We start from the raw sequence: 22924 nt of genomic DNA, 5'->3' as shown, positions 1-22924 counted from the left end.
CATGAAAAAAACATTCTCGGTACTACTTTCCTTCTGTATCGTGCTTATTTGCGCTCAGGTAAAATTCGAAAAAGGATACATCATCAATGGCAATGATGTAAAAAAAGAGGTACTCATCAAAAATCAGGGATGGGTAAGTACTCCTGAAAATTTCATTTACAAAACAGATGAAACTTCAACAGAAAACACCGGTACTCCCATTTCAATTAAAGAATTTGGAATTTATAATGAGGTAAAGTTTATTAGTTACAATGGTGATATTGATTATTCATCTGATCATCTTGATGACCTTTCCAACAATAAAGAACCTGAATTTAAAAAAGGAATCGTTTTCTTAAAAGAAGTAGTAAAAGGAAATAAAAATCTGTATTTCTATCAGAAACAAAATTTTGAAAGATATTTTTATTCGGATTCTGATTCTTCTATTCAGCCATTGATCTACAAAAAATATTACTTCAACGGCAGCAGTTCACAGATTGCAACCAATGATGATTATATCAATCAATTGAAAACAATTTTTTCGGGCGATAGCAACGCACAGGCTCTGGCAGCAAAAACAAAATATACCACCAGCGATCTAAAAAAGATCTTCAGTGTATACAACAGTAAATTTTCCGGAGCAGCCTCAGATAGTGAGCAGTCTTTCACAGACGCTAAAAAGAAAGCAAAATTTAACCTGAACATAAGACCGGGGGCTAATTTCTACTCTCCGCTGAAAATAGAGCAAACATACCGCAATGAGGGTTTCTCTTCTAAAACAGGGGTAAGAATAGGTGTAGAGGCGGAAATTGTGTTACCATTCAACAAAAATAAATGGTCATTAGTTTTGGAACCTACCTACACTCTTTACAACAATAAGTCGACCATTAAAACAAGTGATAATTTATATAGTATGCATCTGGAGAATTATGCATTCTTCAGTCTTCCGCTTAGCTTAAGACATTATATGTTTATCAATGATGATTCAAAAATATTTATCAATGCCGGGATTAATATTCTTTCGTTTAAAACCAGCTCATCTGAGAGCATTGATCTAGATTATGATGGGACGGTTTTTGACAAATTGCAATTATCTCCGTCCCAAAATTTTAAAAGTGTTGTATTTGGTGTGGGCTTCAACTATAAGAATAAGTACAGCATTGAAGCAAGATATAATACAAATACTAATCTACTGGATGAAAAAAGAAATTCTGCGACTGCAGATCTTAAATATGTATCCTTAATTCTTGGATATAATATTTTTTAATCTACATTCCATTCTTTATAAAACTGGTCGAGGAAATTCAACATATAATAGTGTCTTTCTTCGGCCATTTCTTTTCCTTTTTTGGTATTCATCATATCTTTCAGAAGCAATAGTTTTTCGTAGAAATGGTTAATGGTAGTTCCATCAGACTTTTTATATTCTTCTTTTGACATTCCTAATTTGGGTTTTATATCCGGGTGATACATCAAATTATTCTTAAACCCTCCAAAGTTGAATGTTCTGGCAATTCCAATAGCTCCTATGGCATCAATACGGTCGGCATCTTGCACAATTTGCAGTTCAATGGATGGGTTTACCGGTGCCTGATCCTTGTTTTTGAACGAAATATTTTCGATTACAAATAAAACCTTCTGAATGGTTTCTTCAGAAACATTCTGTTGTTCAAGGAATGTTCTGGATATTTTGGGAGCGATGGTTTCGTCACCATTATGAAATTTGGGATCTGCAATATCATGAAGAAGAGCAGACAGCTCTACTACTTCTTTGTCACAATCTTCTGTTTCTGCTATCTGAGCAGCCAGTTTCCAGACTCTTTCAATATGGAACCAGTCATGTCCTGCTTCGGCTCCTTCTAATTTTTCTTTTACAAATGCTACTGTGTTGTCAATCGTACTTTTCATTTATCTATCAGTTCATTTAAAATAATATCCCAAAGCTTGCTGTTGTAACTTCTGAAAAAATTGATATGTCCGATTTCTTTTTTCTCAGATTCTGAAACCGTCACCAGTCTGTAAGTTGGTTTTAGATTAGGATAGGTATTATTTAATAAGCTTAATACTCCTCTTTCTGTCAGCCAGATATCATCTTCAGCCCGAATTACAAATACTTTCTGCGTTAAATTTTCAGAGAAATTCTCAATTTTTTCCAACAGCCTGTTGGTTGATTTCTTGTTTAAAATTAAGGTTCTCCAGTCATATGCGCAATTTTTTGGAAGACTTTCTCCCAATCCAAACCAATGTGCAGGAAAATATCCTAACAATGAAGTTGTTAATGGCTGGGCAATTCCAAAGCCTAAATAAGCTTCCACTTTTGTCATTCCTCTAAGGTTTCCAACGAAGGCATTTTGTGTTCCTACAAAGACAAATTCTTCAAATATTTCAGAATCCTGATTCATTCCCAGGATCAGTGCTCCTACAGAATGACCAAGGCAGTACTTTTTGTATTCTTTAAAATCTTTTTTGATATATTGAGTTAAAGCTTTATAGTCTTTTGAGCCCCATACCCGCATTGAGCCATGGAATCCTCTCATATTTTTCGGCTTGGAAAGTCCTATTCCCCTGTAATCATAGGTAATTACGGTGAAGCCCTGTTCAGAGAAATAGCTGGCAAAAGAAAAATAAACCTGTTGTTTTACTCCTGTTGCAGAGTTGATCAGCAGGAGTTTCCCATTATCTTTTTCCGGTTTAAAAAGATGGACAGCCAGAGGAGTATGATCTTCTGTGGTTAATATTAGTTTTTCCATAGTATAAAAAGAAAAAATCCACTATAAAAGTGGACATTTTACTTATATTTTTATGTTAAGTTTCAGACTTTTGATATGTCGTAAATAGTTTTAGGAAAAGAAATCTGAGATTCTTGGCAATCCTGTCTGAGAGCCTTTACCTCCGGAAACTCTTGATGAAACTTCATTCCCGAATTTCACGCATTCCTCAATAGAATTCCCATGGCAGAGCGCGATAGCAAATCCTGAAGTAAATGCATCTCCCATTCCCATCTTATAAACTTTTTCGTCTTTATCGTTTCTGTAGTACTTCATCTCCATACCATCAAAATAAATGGTTGAGTTGGTATCATCTCTTACAAAAACTTTATTGAAATATTTCTTAAGAACTTCTTCTCTTTTTTCTTCTCCGAAAATAGTATAGAGTTCGTTGCTCTTCGCTACAATAAAGTCGACCATTTCTAAAATATCTTCTCTGACTCTCATTGCGGGAGAAGCATATAAACCTACTTTCTTTCCGTACTGCTTAGCTTTTTTAACCGTATGTTCTACTACATCCATAGAAACCTCAAGCTGTACCAGCACAAGATCTGTTGTATGAAAATATTTATCTGCTTCGTCTATGTGTGATTTGCTAAGGTATTTATTGGCTGCCGGCACTACCACAATAGCTGCATTTCCATGAGATGTTGTTACATAGGCAGTTCCTGTAGCTTCTTTATCTGTTTCATGAACAAATCCTACATTCACATTTTCACCTACCAGATTCCTCATGATCTGCTGCCCGAGAGGATCCATTCCTACACATCCAATAAAATACACACTTGCTCCAAGTCTGGCAGTACCTACGGACTGATTGGCTCCTTTACCTCCAAAATAACTGTCTGACTTGACGGCTAGAACGGTTTCATTAGGCGAAGGAAGTTTTTCGGTTTCAAGAACCAAATCTATGGATGAGCTGCCTACAACAATAATACGAGGTTGTTCTGATGAGAAATTCATTGTGTTTTGTATTAGCTTTAAAATTTATACCTGACAAAAATTGCGCTTCAAAAATAACTAATTTAAAATTAACTTATTTCAATAAATTCAGTAATTATTTTAACTGGTTGTTGATCTTTGCTGTAAGCTATATAACTTGCATAAAATCCTTCTCCATATCCGGTTTCAAAAGCAAATATAGTTCCGGGATGTTCTTTTGCTGGTTTCAGGAAGGCATATTGATCTATAGCTCCGTTTTCATCAAAAAAATAATCATGGAAAAACTCTTCGTAGATTCCCATGAAATCACCTCCTTTATTTTGATACAATCTCTGCTCCAGATCATTGAGGCTATTTTGGGTGTCAACATCCATGAAGCATCCCATACCACTTTCTACAGGATATCCAAAAACTTCTTCTTTCGCAAGATCTTTTATATTCTGTCCCGCTGTAGTGGCCATTTTCCATTCTTTAATTTCAGAATTATTGAAAATAATTTCAGTATAGGCTACACAATTGCTTTCTCTTTCTTTATGCAACATTACAGAGAAATCTCCTTTCGGAAATTCTGTAGTGAAAGGAAGCATATCATTGGTGATCAATGGATCGCAGGCAACCAGCTTACCACTGGAAAGGTAAATCTTTCCTACTTCAAAACTTTCAAGTAATGGGCTTTCTACAAAGTCTTTCGAGAATAGTTTTTTTATGTTTTCTATGTGTGTCATTGTATTTATTCTTTTAAACCATCAGGCTGGATACAATTGTTCATGTGTATCCAGCCTGAGATTTTGACAAAATTTATTGTCTATGTTTTATAAACTTTTCAGTTTTTCTTCAAGGATCGCAATCTTATCCAAAGCATCTTTCTGTTTTTGACGCTCCACCTCTACAACTTCAGGTTTTGCATTTGCCACAAATTTCTCATTGGAAAGCTTCTTTTCTACTGAAACTAAAAATCCTTTTAAATATTTTACTTCTTCTTCGGTTTTTGCCTTTTCTTCTCCTAAATCTAAGTTTTCACTTAAAGGAATAGAAACTTCTGTGGCTCCTACCAGGAAGGTAAAACTTGGCTTATCCGTCTTCTGTCCAAAGTGGATTTCAGAAATATTAGCCAGTTTTCTTATTACAGCTTCATTAGTAAATTCAGCAGCATTAGTATAAACCTCAGCGGCTTCCCTTGGTGAGATTCCTTTTGTCTGACGGTAGTTTCTAACTCCAGAAATCAATTCTGCTGCCGTTTCGAAGTTTTTAATAATCGTTTCATCAAATGCCTCTGCTTCTTTCTGCTGAGCAATCACCAAAGCTTCATCAATACTTCTTTCTGAGATCGTCTGCCATAATTCTTCTGTTAAGAAAGGCATGAACGGATGAAGAAGCTTCATTAGTTCTTCAAAGAAATAGATGGTTTTGTTATATACTTCTTTAGAAATTCCTTCTCCATAATTTGGCTTGATGGCTTCAAGATACCAACCACAAAAATCATCCCAAATTAATTTATAGATCAAATGAAGGGCATCAGAAATTCTGAATTTCTCAAACTGATCATTAATTTCAGCAATTGTTTTGTTCAATTTATTTTCAAACCATTCAATAGCCTGATTATCTGTAGCAATAGCTGGCTTATCTTCATGATTCCACATATTGATCAGACGGAATGCATTCCAGATCTTCGTCATGAAATTTCTTCCCTGAAGCATTAAATCTTCATCAAAAAGAAGGTCATTTCCAGCTGCAGAGCTCAATAGAATACCTACACGTACTCCATCTGCTCCGTATTTATCCATTAATTCAAGAGGATCCGGAGAGTTTCCAAGAGATTTTGACATCTTTCTTCTCTGCTTATCTCTTACAATTCCTGTAAAATAAACATTCTTGAACGGAACTTCTTTTCTGTATTCCAATCCGGCCATGATCATTCTGGCTACCCAGAAGAAAATAATATCCGGACCTGTAACAAGATCAGATGTTGGATAATAATAGTTGATATCTTTATTTTCAGGATCAAGCAATCCGTCAAATACAGACATTGGCCATAACCATGATGAGAACCATGTATCTAGTGCATCATCATCCTGTCTAAGGTTTTCTATAATAAGGCCTGAGTTTCCTGTTTTCTGTTTTGCTAATTCTAAAGCTTCTTCTTTAGTTTCAGCAACTACAAAATCATTTTCTCCTTCTCCATAATAATACGCAGGAATCTGCTGTCCCCACCAAAGCTGACGGGAGATATTCCAGTCACGGATGTTTTCCATCCAGTGCTTATAGGTATTTTTGAACTTTTCAGGATAAAACTTAACCTCATCATCCATTACCACATCCAAAGCTGGCTTAGCAATTTCAGACATTTTAAGGAACCACTGTACTGAAACTTTAGGCTCAATAACAGCACCTGTTCTCTCTGAAGTTCCCACTTTATTTACATAATCTTCAGCTTTAAGCAAAAGATCTTTTTCTTCAAGTTCTTTAGCGATCTGCTTTCTTACGTCAAATCTGTTTTTCCCGGCATAATGTAAACCATGCTCGTTAAGATTTCCGTCATCATCAAGAGCATCAATCATTTTCAACTGATGTTTCTGTCCGATTTCATAGTCATTGATATCGTGAGCAGGAGTAATTTTCAACGCTCCGGTTCCGAACTCAATATCAACATATTCGTCCTCAATGATTGGAACTACTCTGCCAACAATCGGTACGATTACATTTTTACCTTTCAGGTGAGCATATCTTTCATCATTAGGATTGATACATACAGCGGTATCCCCAAAAATAGTTTCAGGACGTGTAGTAGCAACTGAAAGAAATTCTTCAGATCCTTCGATTTTATATTTAAGGAAATATAATTTTCCGTTTTGTTCTTTAAATATTACTTCTTCGTCAGAGATGTTGGTTTTCGCTTCCGGATCCCAGTTCACCATTCTGTAGCCTCTGTAGATTAATCCTTTGTTATAAAGATCTACGAAACTTTTGATAACCTGCTGCGAAAGTTTATCCTCCAGAGTGAAGCGGGTTCTGTCCCAGTCACATGAACATCCCAACTTTTTCAGCTGCTCAAGGATCGTTCCTCCATATTTATTGGTCCAGTCCCATGCATGAGTTAAAAACTCTTCACGGGTAATATCTGACTTATTGACTCCTTCAGACTTCAGTTTAGCAACAACTTTAGCTTCAGTAGCAATTGAAGCGTGATCTGTTCCCGGAATCCAACAAGCATTAAATCCGCGCATTCTTGCACGACGGACCAGAACATCTTGAAGGGTATTGTTCAACATATGCCCCATGTGCAGTATCCCCGTCACGTTTGGCGGAGGAATGACTATGGTATATGGTGGTTTGTCATTGGGTTCTGAATGGAAAAATTTGTTTTCCAACCAGTAACTGTACCATTTTTGTTCTGTTTCCTGTGGATTGTACTTTTCTGAAATCTGCATAAATTCTATTTCTTTGGCTTGCAATTTGCAAAAATAGTCTAAAGAAAAAAATTTTTAAGCATGAATTAAAATAATTTTTAACTTTGTTTCACAAAATTTATCTAACAAACATATTAACATTCAAGAATATGAAAAAACTAATTGCAGGAATTGCATTATTCGGGACATTTGCTCTTGCATCTGCACAAACTATTACATTTGATAAAACGACTTTCGATTATGGTACTGTTAAGCCTAATGGTGATGGTACAAGATTCTTTACAGTAACGAATTCTGGTGATAAGCCTTTGATTCTTTCAAATGTAAAACCTTCTTGTGGATGTACAACTCCTGAGTTCAGCCAAGATCCGATTATGCCTGGGAAATCAGCTAAGATCAAAGTTGGATACAACACTGCTATTCCTGGTCCTTTCAACAAAATGATTGAGGTTTTCTCTAACGACCCTGCAAACAACAGAAGTGTAATCTACATCAAAGGTAACGTAGATGCTAACGCACCTGAGCCAAAAGTATTGACTCCTGCTGAGCAGAAAGAAGCTGCTAAAGCTGAGAAAAAAGCTGCAAAACTAGCTAAAAAGGCTGCCGCGAAGTAATCTCTACTCAAAAAAAATAAAAGAACCGTCTCCATTGAGGCGGTTTTTTTATTACATTTATATTAGAATAGGTTGCAGATGATAAGTGATAGGCGACAGGAAATAGTGTTGAAATTTATCATCTGTATTTAGGTTTTGGCTGAAGCCTTTGGACTTATTTCTCTTTAAAATGACTGGGCTAAAGCCCACCCCTATTGAATTTTAATAATATAATTTTTTAATATATGGATACCGATTTCTCAGATGACTTTAAAATAAATGGAAAATTTTCAATAAAAAAAACTTCAACCTCTTATAAAGGAAAACTTACTAAAGAAGAAGGAGCAGCAATGCTGATTCAGGAGAAAGAAAAGCTTCGTGAACTGCAGGAAAAATTATATGCTGATGGAAGCAAGTCTCTTCTTGTTGTGCTTCAGGCAATGGACGCTGCAGGGAAAGACAGTATGATAGAGCATGTTTTCGGAGGAGTAAATCCTCAGGGCTGTAATGTGACCAGCTTTAAAACGCCAAGCTCTAAGGAGTATTCTCATGATTTTTTATGGAGACACTACCTTGCACTGCCACAGAAAGGAATGATTGGAATTTTCAACCGTTCTCATTATGAAAGTGTCCTAGTTTGCAAAGTACACCCTGAATATAATTTAAGTGAAAAAACATGGTCTTCAGTAAAAGATTTTGACAATAAATTCTGGGAAAACAGATATGAAAGCATCCGGAATTTTGAAAAACACCTCGCTCAAAATGGAACAACCGTTGTAAAGATCTTTTTACATGTCTCTAAGGATGAACAGAAAAAAAGGCTTTTAGACAGAATTGATGAACAGGAAAAAAACTGGAAATTCTCTGCAGGAGATCTTCCGGAAAGAGCTTTATTTGACCAATATATGGAGGCTTATGAAACAGCTATTAACGAAACGTCAAAAGATCATGCTCCATGGTATGTACTCCCTGCTGACAACAAATGGTTTGCAAGAGTAGCTGCTATACAGATTATTATTGATACTCTGGAGAAAATGGATCTTAAATACCCCACCCTTTCTGATAAGGACAAACAAGATCTGCAGGAATCTAAAAGACAATTGGAAAGTGAATAAATTGGGATGAAAGGAGGAAGCTTGAAGAGTGGAGGTTTAAAATCATTACGGTTAAAAAACTTCATTCTTCCAGCCTCTAACTTTCAGCTTTTTTAAAAAAAATCACGAGAAAATCTATAAGCCGGATTCTGTACTTCCGAAGAAGTGCCTGTTATTTATCTACGTGTTACATTGCTGCAACACTTGAGCTGATTACCCCTCGGTTTTCAGGACGAGCCGCCCCTATTTCCATTGCTGAAAAGAACCGATATACTTACCATTGCACCGCAAAGAGTTTACCTGGTTTCACTACAGCCGAACTGTACCTGCTTTCTGTTGCACTTGTCCTACCCTCACGGGTGACGGATGTTATCCGCTTTGCTGCTCTATGGTGTCCGGACTTTCCTACCTCCCGAAAACGGGAAATCAACAAGCCGATTTTCTCGCGGTGGCAAAGATACATAAATTTCGTAAAGAAAGCTGATAAAGCACAAGATGCAGAGAGATCAAGTATACTTGTCCAATTTTGGTATTTTTATCTTTCCACTATTTTGTATTATATTTTTCACCAGTTACCACTTTATTATTATCTTCGTGCCATTATATATCTATGGATTCCAGAGAAAAAGAATTTGCGCAACTTATCAAAGATAATCAGGGGCTGATTATTAAGGTATCGCGTCTTTACACCAATTCTCTGGAGGATGAAGAGGATCTTTTCCAGGAAATTGTGTTACAGCTCTGGAGAAGTTATGATTCTTTTAAAGGAAATTCCAAGATTTCCACATGGATGTATCGTGTAGCGCTCAATACCGCCATTACCCTCTTTAGAAAAAAAAGCAAAAGCCTTCCTACGAACGAGTTAGACATCAACCACAGAGATTTTGTGGAAGATGATGATGAAAAACAACAACAGGTATCACTTTTGTATACTGTAATCAAGACTCTTCCTAATGTGGAAAGAGCTATTGTCATGATGTATCTTGACGATCTGCCTTACAAGGATATTGCAGAAAACCTCGGAATCACTGAAGTTAATGCACGTGTGAAAATGAACAGATTAAAGAAAACCCTTAAAGAACAGATGGAAAAATATGCCTGAATTTGATTTAGATAGTTTTAAAAAAACATGGCAGGAACAGCCTGTTCAGCCTAAATATGACAACAAGGAGATTCTTCAGATGTTGAATAGAAAATCACGTAATTACGTAAAATATATTTTCTGGATCAGTGTTGTAGAATTTCTTTTCTTTTCGGTATTGGGACTATTTTATCTTTTTCCAGAGGAAGAATCGGACAGTTTCCGTAAAATGCTGGAAAGGCTTGGTGCTCAGGAAGCTCCTGAAGTAGAGAACAACTTCGGTCATGTTTATTTAGCTATAAAGATCTTGAGTCTATTGATCACAGCCTATTTTGTATTTAAATTTTATCAGAATTACCGAAAAATTAAGATTGAGGAAAATCTGAAGGGACTAATCACCAGGATCATTAAATTCAAAACAACGGTCAATGCATTTATTCTAATCAGTATTGTATTATTAGTAGTCTTTACTTTTGTACTGACAGCATTTATATTTTACACTTTAAATTCTCAAAATATACAGCCTAGCGGCTCCAATCTCACTATCATTATTGTAGGAATAGTTGTGAGCACTTTACTGGCAATTTCCATGATCTGGTTTTATTACAGATTGGTTTATGGTACTATTATCAGAAAACTTGATAAAAACCTAAACCAGCTTAAAGAAATAGATTCGCAGGAAAGTTAATATTCATAGGCATAGTTCGGGATATAATCATTAATTTTAGCCCACCAAATCTTAAACTATGCCCTTATCTTATGTATATGGAACTTCTGATGTTCCATTATTAGGACAGACCATCGGATCCAATCTTAAAAGGACTGTCGAAAAATCCCCCCATCAGGAAGCGTTAGTCTGTGTTCATCAGAACTACAGAGCTACTTACCAGGAATTTTATAATCAGACCACTGCTGTTGCGAAAGCTTTACTTCTTTTAGGAGCAAAAGCCGGCGACCGAATAGGGATCTGGTCTTCCAACCGCTATGAATGGGTACTTTTACAGTTTGCTACGGCGAGAATAGGAACTATTTTAGTTAATATCAATCCTGCTTACAGAACTCATGAGTTGACGTATGTACTCAATCAATCTGAAATTCGTTTTATTTTTTCTTCTTTAAGTTTCAAATCCAGCAACTACAAAGAAATGGTGGAATATGCCAAGGAGGTATGCCCTACTCTTGAGCATGAAATTTTCTTTGATGAAAACTGGGAAGAATTTGTGAATAACGGCCAGGATATTTCAGATGAATTTCTTCACAGTTTTGAGGAACATGTACAATTCGATGATCCTGTTAATATTCAATATACATCCGGAACTACAGGTTTCCCGAAAGGTGTTACTCTTTCTCATCATAATATTCTCAACAATGGTTATTTTATTGGTATCAGATTAAAATATACGGAAAAAGACCGTGTATGTATACCGGTTCCTTTTTACCACTGCTTTGGTATGGTCATCGGAAATATGTGCTGCGTGGCTCACGGTGCCTGTATGGTCATTCCCAATGACAGCTTTGATCCGGATATTACCTTAAAAGCCGTTTCAGACGAAAAATGTACATCTTTGTATGGTGTCCCAACGATGTTTATTGCTGAACTGGCAGTAAAAGATTTTGATACTTATGATTTTTCAAGCTTAAGAACAGGTGTTATGGCTGGTTCAGTATGTCCTCCGGAGATCATGAAAAAGGTGGAGAGCCTTATGAATATAAAAGAAATGAGCATTTGCTATGGAATGACAGAGACATCACCCGTATCTACTCAGACTTTAATAGGAACGCCATTGGAGAAGCAGGTAAGTACTGTAGGAACTGTTCAGGATCATCTTGAAATAAAAATTGTGGATGAAAATGGCAGAACTCTTCAGCGTGGGGAACATGGTGAGCTTTGTACAAGAGGCTACTCTGTCATGCTGAAATACTGGAATGATCCTGAAAATACCAAAAAGGTACTGGATGATGCCCGCTGGATGCACACCGGAGATATGGCGGTAATGGATAAAGACGGTTATATTACGATTTCAGGAAGAATTAAAGACCTCATCATCCGTGGTGGAGAAAATATCTCCCCTAAGGAAATTGAAGATTTTTTATATACTTATACCAACATTCTGGATGTTCAGATTATTGGAGTTCCGAGTGAAAGATTCGGGGAAGAAGTAATGGCCTGGGTAAAAGTGAGAAAAGGATTTGTCCTCTCTGCAGAAGAACTTGAGGAATATTGTAAAGGAAGAATTGCCCACTACAAAGTTCCAAAATACTGGAAGTTTGTAGATGAATTCCCAATGACTATTTCCGGAAAAATAAGAAAGGTGGAGATGCGTGAAATCTCCATGAAGGAGTTAGGATTGGATTATATGAAAAGTAATCACTAAGATTGTTAGTATCATAAAAAGCTCCAATCAATAATTTTAGCATCTCCTTCATATCAATAAGCTTCATTTTTGCTAAAAAGAAATTAATAACTCTATTTTTCTTAGAAAAATAGAGTTATTTAATACACAAATATGTGAAAAACATAGAATACAAGCACTTTTCAAAAACTTAGTTTTAATGAAAATTTAACATGTATTTTTTGAAATAAATTTAAAAAAAACCAATAAATACGATTAAAACAAGAATATATAGTAAATATTTTTTTTCATTTTTTTCCTCACCATGTGATTAATATGAAATAAAATAATATATTTACAAAAAACTAACTCATGAAAATTATATCGGTACTAGGTGCCCTTTTGCTTAGTATAACCCTTTACTCTCAAAAAATCTCAGGGAAAGTTACCGATGAAAGCAACCAAGCTATTTCTTACTGCTCCATAAGCCTGGAGAATATAAATACCAGCACGATTACCGATATTAATGGGAACTATTCAATAGATATCCCCGAAAATGCAAAAAAAAATGACTATATCATATTTGAATCTAATGGGTATGACGATAAAAAAGTTACTGTACAAGAAATAATTACAGATGCCCATATCAAATTAGGCAAAAAGATTAATATTATTCCGGAAATTAGTATAACAGGGAAAAAAACAAAAAATGAAGCACTGGGCAATACAAAAAGCCCCATGCTTACTTTCTCTAAAATGTTTGATAAAAATGTTCCAACCATAGAGCAAGGACAAATATTTGACATTTATAAATGGACGAAACTTAACAGCTATAATTTTTTCATTATTCCGAGTTCTAAATTCAAGGAAATTACTTTAAAGCTCAATATATATTCTGTAAAGGATAATTTACCACAGAAATCTCTGCTTTATGAAAATATAATATTCAAAACGAGCACCACAGGATGGCAAACCATTGATCTTCAAAAGTATAAATTAATTTACACGGATCTTGATCAACTGGCGATTACCTTACAGCTTGTTGAAAGCGTACCTCAGGATAATGCAGACTTCGTATTTGGAATCTCTGCAAAAAAAACATTGTCTAATGATCTTCTGTTCCGCTATCAAAGTCAAGGGAAATGGGATGCCAGTAAAGGAAGTTTTATCTCCAATATTGATGTTAATTATATGAAAGATAAAAATGAAAATACTCCGAAGAATATAAGCCAAACAGACAACAACACTGAAGATCAATCACTTGTTGATTATTATAAAAATAAAGAGAAGGCAGGGAAAACTGTCTATGGAAAAAATAAATCCGGAAAGTATATTGATCTTAAGAATGCTAAAATATATTATGAAGAATATGGAAGTGGGGAACCGCTTGTACTACTTCATGGAAACAATGGCAGTATATCAGATTTTTATAATCAGATTCCTGATTTGGCAAAACAATTCAAAGTAATTGTATTAGATACAAGAGGGCAAGGAAGAAGTACAGATCTTTCCACGGAAGATTATACTTATGAAAAGTTTTCTGATGACTTACTCGCAGTAACAAAAGAACTTAACATCAACAAATTCAATATTGTTGGATGGAGCGATGGCGGAATTACGGGTTTATTATTTACCATTAATCATCCTGAATTAGTTAATAAGTTGATCGTTATTGGAGCTAATCTCAATCCGGAAGGCATAGAAACTAAAACGCTGGATATCTTTAAAAAGCAACTTGAAATAAAAGATGCTCCTAACCAAAGATTAATAAAACTGATGGTTCAGCAGCCACATATCGAGACAAATCAACTAAAAACCATAAAAAATCCTGTTTTGGTAATCGCAGGAAGCAATGATGTGATCAAAGAAGAACATACGAAATTGATCAATAGCAGCCTACCAAATTCACAGCTCCTGATCGTTCCTGATGCATCTCATTATGTTCCGTTTGAGAAACCAGACATACTTAATAAGTCGATCATCAAATTTTTAAAAATATAATTTAATTGATAATAAAGCGGAAACCGAAAAGCTAACGAGTAGGTACAAATTAAAATTTTTAAACCATGAGCAAAAAGCTTACAAAAAAGTTAACTCTTAAAAAAGAGAAGTTATCTCAATTAAACTCTGAAGAAATGAAATCAGTAAAAGCTGGAAAAGAGCTAGTAACATCTGTTTTTGATTGTTCGCACTGGACATGTACTGCTGGAAGCAGCAGATCTACTAACCTTTGCGTTTGTCCTGCTTAGTAAATCAGAAACATTTTACAAAAACTGTAGCTACTCCGTAAGGGGTAGCTGCTTTTAATAGCTCTATTATGGCAAATAAATTAAAAATAGGCCTTTTAGAATTTGGCATAAGAGAAAACTCGCTCAACAATTCTAAGAAATCATTATACGATATCATTGACTATGCTACAAGAGCGGACGAACTGGGTTTCTCCAGATTCTGGGTTACAGAAAACTACTTTTCAAAAGCACATGACATGGCCTGGTCTACTCCTGAAATGCTGATTCCTATCTTATTAGGATTAACAGAAAAAATAAAAATAGGAATTGCAGGAGTTATTTTACCCTTACAAAGCCCTTTCAGAGTGGCTCACAATTATAAGCTGCTATCCAGTTTATATCCCAAAAGATTAGACCTCGGGTTCGTTAAAGGTCTCGTAGGTGAATATGATCTTAAATATTTCAACGTGGATGTAGATAAAGAAAATTATTTTTCATCCTTCCTTCCCAAACTGGAATCTACATTAAGCTTTTTGAGAGATGAAAGTGAGTTTCTCAAAAAAGATTTGATTATCCCTCCTTACAAAGGAAATATTCCGGATGTATGGTATATGGGATCTTCACACTCAGGTTTAAAAGTTGCTTTAGAGCATGATCTTAATTTTGCACGATCCATATTTCATGGAGAATCAAACAAAGAATATCTTAAAGAAGAATTACAAAATTTCAGAGCAGAATACAAAGCAAAACATGGAAAAGAACCTTCAATGGTCCTTACTTTTTCAGGTTGCTGTCATAAAACAAAACAAAAGGCAATCAACGTTGCTAAAAAAAGTACCAACAACGATATAAGCAACATAAGCCTTGTAGGAGACGGAAGTTTCTTTCAGGAAAAACTGCTGGAATTTAAAGAACTCTACGGATATAATGAATTTATGTTCAATAATATCTCGAGATCACACAAAGATTCCTTAACAGCTATTGAAATATTAAGCCAATATGTATAAAGATAAAATCGACTTCTTTTTAACCCAAATTTCAGAAAAATGTAATGAAGACAAAGGTGAAAACATCACATTCAGCCTGGGAAACGGATATTACTCATTATTTTACAACAATGATGTTGAGATTGAAAAAATTGAGGATCTTATTGACATGGCGTCAGAAGCTTCTTATTCATCATTTGCTACCGGAAGCCTAGCCATCATTTACTTCATGAGACTTCTGCATAATTCCAATATTATTACGGACGAAGATATTGAAAGCATAGAAGAAGATTCTATTGAATTTTTCCTGGAACTACTTTCTGCCGCTGCTGATAAAAAAGAGTACGATTTATTCACAGGTCTGATTGGATTAGGAATCTATTTTCTTGAAATTCAAAAACTGGATGCTGTTGCAAAAATAGTATCTCACATAGACCATTTAAAACATGAAAGAAACCAATCCTTTTTCTGGATTGATCATATAGTAAAAGAAAACAATATTATTGACCTTGGCCTTGCCCACGGCCAGCCTTCTATCATATCCTTTTTAGCCGAATGCTATCATAAAGGCTGCGAGAAGGAAACATGTTCAAAACTGATCAGGGGAAGTGTCAACTTTCTAAAGGAACTTTACGAAGAAAATAAAGATGCACAATTCATATTTCCTTCAAAACTCAATATTGCCACAGGAGAAAAACAGTTATCCGAAAGACTGGCATGGTGCTATGGTGATTTAGGAGTTGCAATAAGCATCTGGAAAGCTTACACCGTTTTACAGGATGAAGAGCTGAAAACGATGTGCCATTCCATGATTTTGAATGTATCAAAAGTAAAAGCAGACAATTCCGGGGTTTTCTATAGTCAAAAAAATGAGTGTATAGACACAGGAATATGCCACGGGACATCCGGAATTTCTCATATATTCAATAAATTCCACAGGATATTTCAAAATGAAGAGCTGAAAGAGGCTCATGATTACTGGATGTCTCTAACCTTACAACAACTGGATAAAGGAGCAAAATTTCCTTTCGATCTTAAGAATGACGAATGGGCAGAACATACAGGACTTCTGGAAGGTATTTCCGGAGTAGGAATGGTATTGCTGGACTATCAGTATCCCGATAAAGCAAAAGATTGGGACAAAATTTATTTAATGAACATAGGATGAAATATAACGATATAGAAAAACTCAACTTTTACCTGCTGAGAACTCCCTTTCTTCCACAGAAAAACATAGATCAGTGGGAAGAGGATATCCATACAGAAAGTTTCCGTAATACCATTTATTTATCATCACCGGATTTATATGAGCAGCTCATTCATTGGGACGAACAAAAACTGTCCAAAGAAAAAGTTGATAAAATAAAAAAATCTCTGTTGAAGTATTGGCTGAGAACTCATTTCAGAACCATTCCTTTTGGCACCAATGCCGGCGTAAGTATGGGCGAATGGAGTGACAGCACTCATATTACTCTGGATAAAGATCAGGATAAAATATTTGCGAGACTGGATATGCAGCTTTTGCATGACATTACCGTAAAGCTGGAAGAGAATATGCAGGTGAGAAAAGTTTGTAAATTCTATACCAACAATACCATCTACAGCACTAAAAATAAATACCGCTATATTGAGCCTACTATCAAGGATTCAGGGTTGAAATATGAGATTATTTCTACCGAAAAAAACAAATATCTGAATTCTATCATAAAAGCCTGTCAGGATGGCTTAAAGCTTTCAGAGATAATAGAAATATTAGTTAATCAGGATATTTCTTATGAAGACAGTTTCGACTATATCAACGAATTGATAGATTCAAAAATTCTTGTCAGTGAACTTTCACCAAAGGTTACTGACAAGAATTTTCAAAATTTCATCTATCAGTTTTTAAAAGATTTAAAGATTCCTGCGGATGAAGAAAACAAAGAAAACGCAGAACTGGTCCAAAGCCTGATTACCATCTTTGAAATTGTACAGAAAGCTAACGAAACCAATAGTACGTTTCTTGCTGTTGATCAGATTTCTGAGATATTAACCTCAATCGGGATTAAAAATCACAAAAAGAATATCCTTCAGACAGACTTACTGAAAGGGAAAACATCCAATACACTGGATAAAAATATTTTTAAAGACTTTAAAAAAGTACTTTCTACAGTCTTTCAGATTGGAGCTGCAGATACTATTGACGCTCTGGATAATTTTAAAAAGGAATTCATCGCAAGGTATGATCAGCAGGAAATTCCGATACTATTAGCTCTTGATCCGCTGTCTGGGATCAATTATCCTTTGCATTCTGATAATGAAAATTCTAATCTGACAGATGGAATTCAGTTTAAGTCTGAAAATACTACAAACATTATCCAGGGATCTTTGAAGTGGAATCAGTTTTTAGGAGAAAAGCTCATTGATGCCCTAAAAGACAATCAGAATTTAATACAGATAACACAGGAAGAAGTTACTCCATTTTTAGAGGAGAATAAAAATATTCCTTTTTCAATGTCTTCACTGGTCCATATCTATGAAGACCTGGAAGGAAAACCCGTCATTTTCCATAAATACAGTGATGGACCTTCATCTTCTACTTATATGGGACGTTTTTGCCATATGGATAACCAGTTGGAGGAATCAGTAAAAAATGCTCTGTTGGAAGAAGAGTCTTTCTTTGACGGACAGATCATTGCTGAAGTGGTACACAATCCGCAGCCAAGGGTTGGAAATATTACGATCCGACCTCATCTGAGAAAATATGAAATTCCTATCATCAATCGTCACAACACGGATGGTGAGCCCATTTATCTGAATGACATTATGATTTCTGTAAAAAACGACAGAATTGTTCTTCGTTCTAAAAAATATAATAAAGAAGTTATTCCAAGTCTTTCGTCTGCGCATAATTATAACCTGCATAAAGTACCGATGTATCATTTTCTATGTGATCTTCAGTACCAGCATACAACTCCTTCCTATAACTGGAACTGGGGCATGTTTGTGAATTATGAATATCTGCCCAGGATAATGATCAACAATGTGATTCTGTCCAGAGCTTCATGGCTATTGGATTATCATAAAATTTTCAATGGAAAGAAGGCTTCTATTGAGGCTTTCAAAGAGTATTTAAAGGAGAAAAACATTCCTGAAATCTGTGTTTTCACAGAAAAAGACATGGAACTTCCCGTATTTACCAATAATCCTCTTTCACTGGAAATTCTTTTTGACCATTTACTGAAAGAAAAACAGATAAGAGTTCTGGAAAACCTTTCCAGCCATTACAAAACTGTTACTAAGGATAAACAAGGAAATCATCACAGCAATGAATTTCTTGTTCCATGGAATAATTTCAGCAGCAAAAAGAAAGATAAATTGACCCTTTTCCCTGTGAAAAATACAGTGACCCGAAATTTTGTTCCGGGAAGTGAGTGGCTTTTCTATAAAATTTATTGCAGTACAAAGGTTTCGGACCAGATTATTAAAGATACCCTCTATAAATTCGCCAATGGACTTGTTAAAAAAGGGGTTATCAAAAAATGGTTCTTCATCCGTTACAGCGATCCGGATATGCACATCAGAATAAGATTTCTGACTGCGTCACAAGATCATACCCTTTCTAACCAGATTTATCAGTTGCTTGACAAATATCTTACCCGAGAAATGATTATCCATAAAATTGTTCTGGACACCTACAATAGGGAGATTGAGCGATATGGTGAAACCACAATAGACCAGATGGAATCTATTTTTTACTTTGACAGTGAATGCGTCTGCCAGTTACTGAAAGAAGCCGAATACACCGAAACTCCTATCTGGAAAGCTTCCGTTGCCGGAATCAACAGGATTCTGGATGATTTCGGCTATAACATGGCGGAAAAAAGAGATATCCTGCAGCAACTCTCCAATGGATATGGGAGCATGCTGGATGATCATTCTAAACAGACATTAAAAGATAAATATAGAGATCACAGGCATCAGACCCTGGAACTTCTGGCAGGCACAGATGAGTACTCTAAAATTCTGGATATAAGGTCTAAAAAAACAGCCCGTTATATTGCTGAAGTTATGGAACTGCAATCCCAGCAAATGGTAAAATCATTAGTGGTAAGCTATATTCATATGTTTATCAACAGAACATTTGCTTCAAAACCGAATATCCACGAGTCTATTTTATACTACTTCTTACATAAAAGCTATGACTCGTTACTGAATATTAAAAAACTGACGTAAGATGACCAGAATCGCATTAATAAACTGTTATTTTGGCAAAAGCTGGCCTGAGTATTTCAACCATTTTTTATACAGCTGCAAATACAATCCGGATGTTGATTTTTTATTATTCACCAACCTGGAAGCGCCTTTTCATCTACCGAATGTTCATTTTATAAAGATCAGCAGCCTTGCTGAATTCAGTGCAATAGCAAGCGAAAAACTGAATTTATCCATCAACATTTTGGATGGTTACAAATTGTGTGATTTTAAACCTACTTATGGATTGATATTTCAGGATTATTTAAAGGGATATGACTTTTGGGGATACTGTGACATTGATATTATTTTCGGGAATATCCGGTATTTTATCACGGAGAAGCTATTGAAAAAATATGATGTTATTTCGCCCCACAAAAACTATCCTGCGGGATTCTTCACCCTGTTGAAAAACAATGAACAGTGCATTAACCTTTTCAAACAGAGTAAAGATTATGCGCATATTCTACAAAATACACGTCATTTCTGTTTTGATGAATGTAACTTTGAGTTTAATCTTGTTCATACCAAAGATATTACTGAGATCCAAACTGAAATTGAAAGTTTCACTCTCGTGGTAAGAAAGCTGGAACTTCAAAAGGAAATTAAATATTATCACAAAAATATTGTTCAGGAGTTTGTTTATTCCAATGTAACCCATCATTGGGTGGAGGGTAATATTTTCAATACTGTAACCGAAAAACAATATCTGCTGATTCATCTTATCAATCTGAAGGACAATCCGCATTTCTTTATAGATCGTTTTGAACCTAAGGGCAACTTTTCAATTTCTCCAAAAGGGATTCATTATAAATCTAACAAGGTTTCCTATCCCTTAAAAAAGATCAGGAGAAATATAGAGAGAAGAGTAACCAATACCCGTTACAGATTTTTATTATGGAAATCCAGGCTTCTTGCTTACAACCAAAAACAGCATGTGAATTTTCTGGAAGAACAGTCTTACAAGATCGGAAAAACTCATATTACCTTTTATCCGCAGGACAAAAATAAACTGATCATAATTAACGAAGGCGAGAATGCGCTCCATTATAATCAGTTTTCTCTTTATAAGCTTAAGGGCAATCAATGGATAGGAGTAAGTAAAAAAAATATCAGTACGATTGATTTTCATTATAAAAACGAAGAAAATATTCCCTATAAAATAAGCATCAAGAACATAAAGAATCGTATCACAGAGAATGCCTACTATATTTATTAAAAAAATTCAGCATTTATGATTGCAAAATATGAGTATCTCCTGTCCTTTAATTTTTTGTTGAAGAAATTTGTACAGCAGCATAAAAAAGCAGGAAAAATAAAAGACTATACCCTACCGCTGGAAGATTATAACTTCTTCAGTTTTTACAATATACTACAAGATGATTTTGACATTGAGGCAATGGTAATAAGGCTGGACGAGTGGGAAGATATTGAAGAACTTAGCTTTCCCGCTATTGCTTTCTTAAAGATCAATGGAGGAATCTTTGTCCTGATGAATGATTATAAAGGTGGAAAAATACATTGGGAAAGTAAAGAATATGGAAAACAGGTGAATACATTCAGCCTGTTTAAAAGGATAAGTGACAATATATTTCTGATTTCTTAGGGATATCAGATGAATTTAAAATACAAAAAAGGTGAATAGATCTATTCACCTTTTTTATGTTTATAAACTTAAAGTTCTTTTCTTAATCTTGCGACAGGAATATTGAGCTGTTCACGATATTTTGCAATCGTTCTTCTGGCAATATTATACCCCTGCTCTTTCAGAATGACGACTAATGCATCATCTGTAAGCGGTTTTCTCTTATTTTCTTTGCTGATTACTTCCTGAAGATGGGTTTTGATCTCTTTGGTAGAAACTTCTTCTCCATCATCATTAGTTAAGCTGTCTGAGAACAGATCTTTTAGGTATACGATACCATTAGGAGTATCTGCATACTTACTTTTTACCACCCTTGAAATCGTGGAGATATCAAATCCTGTAATATCTGCAACATCCTTCAGAATCATTGGTTTCAGAGACTTTTCGTCTCCGGTAATGAAATAATCCTTCTGGAACTTCACAATGGCTGTAATCGTCTGTAATAAGGTATTCTGACGTTGATTAATAGCATCAATATACCATTTTGCAGCATCCAGTTTTTGCTTGATAAATAATGCAGCCTGCTTATGTTCTGATGAATTCTTATCATGAGAATAAGTAGTCAGAATATCTTTATATTCTTCAGAAACTCTTAAGGTAGGTGCATTTTTGCTGTTCAGCATTGGAATTACCTGCCCATCTTTCACCTGAATCACAAAATCCGGAATAATCTCCTGATTGATTGTAATGGTCTGGGTATCAAAGTTCCCTCCTACTTTAGGAGATAGTTTTGAGATTTCATCCAGTGCATCTTTCAGATCTTCTTCTTCAATATCATATTTCTGAATGATCTTATTATAGTGCTTATTCGTTAAGGCTTCAAACTGATGTCTTAAGATATTGGCCGCCAAAGACACCGCTTTGTCTGAGCTTACTTTCTTTTCAATCTGTAATAATAAACATTCCTGCAGACCTCTTGCTCCTACTCCTGATGGATCCAGTTTCTGAACATAGTTTTCAAGAATATCCTCTACTCTTTCTTTTGTGGTATAAATTCCCTGTGAGAAAGCCAGATCATCAACAATAGACTTGATCTCTCTTCTCAGATAGCCGTCTGTATCTAAGTTTCCGATAAGATATTCTGCAATCTTAAGATCTTCTTCATTGATATTCACCAAGTGAATCTGTTCCGTAAGATAGTCATATAAAGATTGTCCCTCCGTTAGAAGGCTTTCATTATCAAATTCCTCATCATCCGGAGAGTAGTTGCTGGATGCAGTTTTATAGCTTGGTTCGTCATCATAGATATATTCATTGACGTCGAAATCTGTTTCAATGCTTTCTGTACCCTCATCCTGATAAGCGTCTTCCAGAGAAGAATAATCATCCTCTTTAGAATCTTCTTTTGCAATTTCCAAAGCCGGGTTTTCTTCTAACTCTCTCTCCAACTCCTCTTCAAATTCAAGAGTATGAAGTTGAATAAGCTTCATCAACTGGATCTGCTGAGGGGCCAGCTTCTGTCCTAATTTGAGTTGTAAGTGTTGTTTAAGCATATTCTAATTTACGTTTTAACATAACATATTCTACGAATTTAATAAATTTATTTGATAAAAAACGCATTTAGCATGATTTTTGCATGACTTACCTTAATATAATAAACTATTAAATAATAAAAAAAGCCTTAACTTGTGATTA

Annotated in this window: 19 protein-coding genes and 1 other RNA gene; 13 read left to right on the top strand and 7 right to left on the bottom strand. The window is 35.2% G+C overall.

The features are described from left to right. The first annotated feature begins 1 nt into the window (after nt 1). Entirely contained in the window at nt 2–1246 is a 1245-nt protein-coding gene (locus ACM6F9_RS03995; RefSeq protein ID WP_414844508.1) for a hypothetical protein, read from the top strand. On the opposite strand, the gene ACM6F9_RS03990 is transcribed toward ACM6F9_RS03995, so the two are convergent. The 5 genes from ACM6F9_RS03990 to ACM6F9_RS03970 all read right to left on the bottom strand — a co-directional run bounded on the left by ACM6F9_RS03990 (nt 1243) and on the right by ACM6F9_RS03970 (nt 7117). Beyond that, nucleotides 1243–1887: an HD domain-containing protein gene (locus tag ACM6F9_RS03990; protein ID WP_414844507.1), complete on the bottom strand. Its 645-nt coding sequence runs from the start codon at nt 1885–1887 to the stop codon at nt 1243–1245. The genes ACM6F9_RS03995 and ACM6F9_RS03990 overlap by 4 nt on opposite strands. After that, nucleotides 1884–2729 (bottom strand): serine aminopeptidase domain-containing protein, encoded by an 846-nt coding sequence (locus ACM6F9_RS03985; RefSeq protein ID WP_414844506.1) that lies wholly within the window; start codon nt 2727–2729, stop codon nt 1884–1886. The genes ACM6F9_RS03990 and ACM6F9_RS03985 overlap by 4 nt, the downstream gene beginning before the upstream one ends. Before the next feature lie 90 nt (nt 2730–2819). Continuing rightward, entirely contained in the window at nt 2820–3710 is an 891-nt protein-coding gene (locus ACM6F9_RS03980; RefSeq protein ID WP_414844505.1) for a ribokinase, read from the bottom strand. Between the two features lie 68 nt (nt 3711–3778). Further along, nucleotides 3779–4414 carry a DUF4241 domain-containing protein gene (locus ACM6F9_RS03975; RefSeq protein WP_105701062.1) on the bottom strand — a complete coding sequence of 212 codons (636 nt, stop codon included), beginning with the start codon at nt 4412–4414 and terminating at the stop codon, nt 3779–3781. Between the two features lie 87 nt (nt 4415–4501). Continuing rightward, nucleotides 4502–7117, bottom strand: coding sequence for a valine--tRNA ligase (locus ACM6F9_RS03970; RefSeq protein WP_414844504.1), 2616 nt, complete (start codon nt 7115–7117; stop codon nt 4502–4504). A gap of 128 nt (nt 7118–7245) precedes the next feature. Between ACM6F9_RS03970 and ACM6F9_RS03965 the strand changes: the two genes are divergently transcribed. Both ACM6F9_RS03965 and ACM6F9_RS03960 read left to right on the top strand, forming a co-directional pair. After that, entirely contained in the window at nt 7246–7710 is a 465-nt protein-coding gene (locus tag ACM6F9_RS03965; RefSeq protein ID WP_414844503.1) for a DUF1573 domain-containing protein, read from the top strand. Between the two features lie 224 nt (nt 7711–7934). Further along, nucleotides 7935–8804 carry a polyphosphate kinase 2 family protein gene (locus ACM6F9_RS03960; RefSeq protein ID WP_414844502.1) on the top strand — a complete coding sequence of 290 codons (870 nt, stop codon included), beginning with the start codon at nt 7935–7937 and terminating at the stop codon, nt 8802–8804. A gap of 101 nt (nt 8805–8905) precedes the next feature. Here the strand turns inward: ACM6F9_RS03960 and rnpB are convergent. After that, an RNA gene (gene rnpB / locus ACM6F9_RS03955) (RNase P RNA component class A) lies at nt 8906–9229 on the bottom strand. A 164-nt stretch (nt 9230–9393) separates the two neighbouring features. On the opposite strand from rnpB, the gene ACM6F9_RS03950 reads away from it, so the two are divergent. From ACM6F9_RS03950 to ACM6F9_RS03905, 10 genes are all read left to right on the top strand, one after another. Further along, nucleotides 9394–9885 carry an RNA polymerase sigma factor gene (locus tag ACM6F9_RS03950; protein ID WP_002976998.1) on the top strand — a complete coding sequence of 164 codons (492 nt, stop codon included), beginning with the start codon at nt 9394–9396 and terminating at the stop codon, nt 9883–9885. Then, on the top strand, nt 9878–10552 hold the full coding sequence (locus ACM6F9_RS03945; RefSeq protein ID WP_414844501.1) for a beta-carotene 15,15'-monooxygenase: 675 nt from the start codon (nt 9878–9880) through the stop codon (nt 10550–10552). Before ACM6F9_RS03950 ends, ACM6F9_RS03945 begins: the two co-directional genes overlap by 8 nt. A 58-nt stretch (nt 10553–10610) precedes the next feature. Next, complete coding sequence (locus ACM6F9_RS03940) at nt 10611–12239, top strand: AMP-binding protein (protein ID WP_414844500.1); 1629 nt, start codon at nt 10611–10613, stop codon at nt 12237–12239. Between the two features lie 330 nt (nt 12240–12569). Then, on the top strand, nt 12570–14198 hold the full coding sequence (locus ACM6F9_RS03935) for an alpha/beta fold hydrolase (protein ID WP_414844499.1): 1629 nt from the start codon (nt 12570–12572) through the stop codon (nt 14196–14198). A gap of 65 nt (nt 14199–14263) precedes the next feature. Next, complete coding sequence (locus ACM6F9_RS03930) at nt 14264–14446, top strand: class I lanthipeptide (protein ID WP_076596309.1); 183 nt, start codon at nt 14264–14266, stop codon at nt 14444–14446. 68 nt (nt 14447–14514) lie between these two features. Beyond that, nucleotides 14515–15432: an LLM class flavin-dependent oxidoreductase gene (locus ACM6F9_RS03925; RefSeq protein ID WP_414844498.1), complete on the top strand. Its 918-nt coding sequence runs from the start codon at nt 14515–14517 to the stop codon at nt 15430–15432. Further along, nucleotides 15425–16579: a lanthionine synthetase LanC family protein gene (locus ACM6F9_RS03920; protein ID WP_414844497.1), complete on the top strand. Its 1155-nt coding sequence runs from the start codon at nt 15425–15427 to the stop codon at nt 16577–16579. The genes ACM6F9_RS03925 and ACM6F9_RS03920 overlap by 8 nt, the downstream gene beginning before the upstream one ends. Then, nucleotides 16576–19626 (top strand): lantibiotic dehydratase, encoded by a 3051-nt coding sequence (locus ACM6F9_RS03915; protein ID WP_414844496.1) that lies wholly within the window; start codon nt 16576–16578, stop codon nt 19624–19626. The genes ACM6F9_RS03920 and ACM6F9_RS03915 overlap by 4 nt, the downstream gene beginning before the upstream one ends. Nucleotide 19627: 1 nt before the next feature. Beyond that, on the top strand, nt 19628–20863 hold the full coding sequence (locus ACM6F9_RS03910) for a DUF6625 family protein (RefSeq protein WP_414844495.1): 1236 nt from the start codon (nt 19628–19630) through the stop codon (nt 20861–20863). 15 nt (nt 20864–20878) lie between these two features. Beyond that, nucleotides 20879–21250: a hypothetical protein gene (locus ACM6F9_RS03905; protein WP_414844494.1), complete on the top strand. Its 372-nt coding sequence runs from the start codon at nt 20879–20881 to the stop codon at nt 21248–21250. Between the two features lie 68 nt (nt 21251–21318). Here the strand turns inward: ACM6F9_RS03905 and rpoN are convergent, their stop codons facing one another. Beyond that, a complete protein-coding gene (rpoN, locus tag ACM6F9_RS03900) occupies nt 21319–22782 on the bottom strand; it encodes an RNA polymerase factor sigma-54 (protein WP_414844493.1) in 1464 nt (487 codons plus the stop codon). Between the last annotated feature and the right edge of the window lie 142 nt (nt 22783–22924).

Origin of the sequence: Chryseobacterium sp. IT-36CA2 (assembly GCF_949767875.1) — a bacterium.
Classification (GTDB): Bacteria; Bacteroidota; Bacteroidia; order Flavobacteriales; family Weeksellaceae; genus Chryseobacterium.
This window is presented reverse-complemented; position numbering and strand designations above follow the sequence as displayed.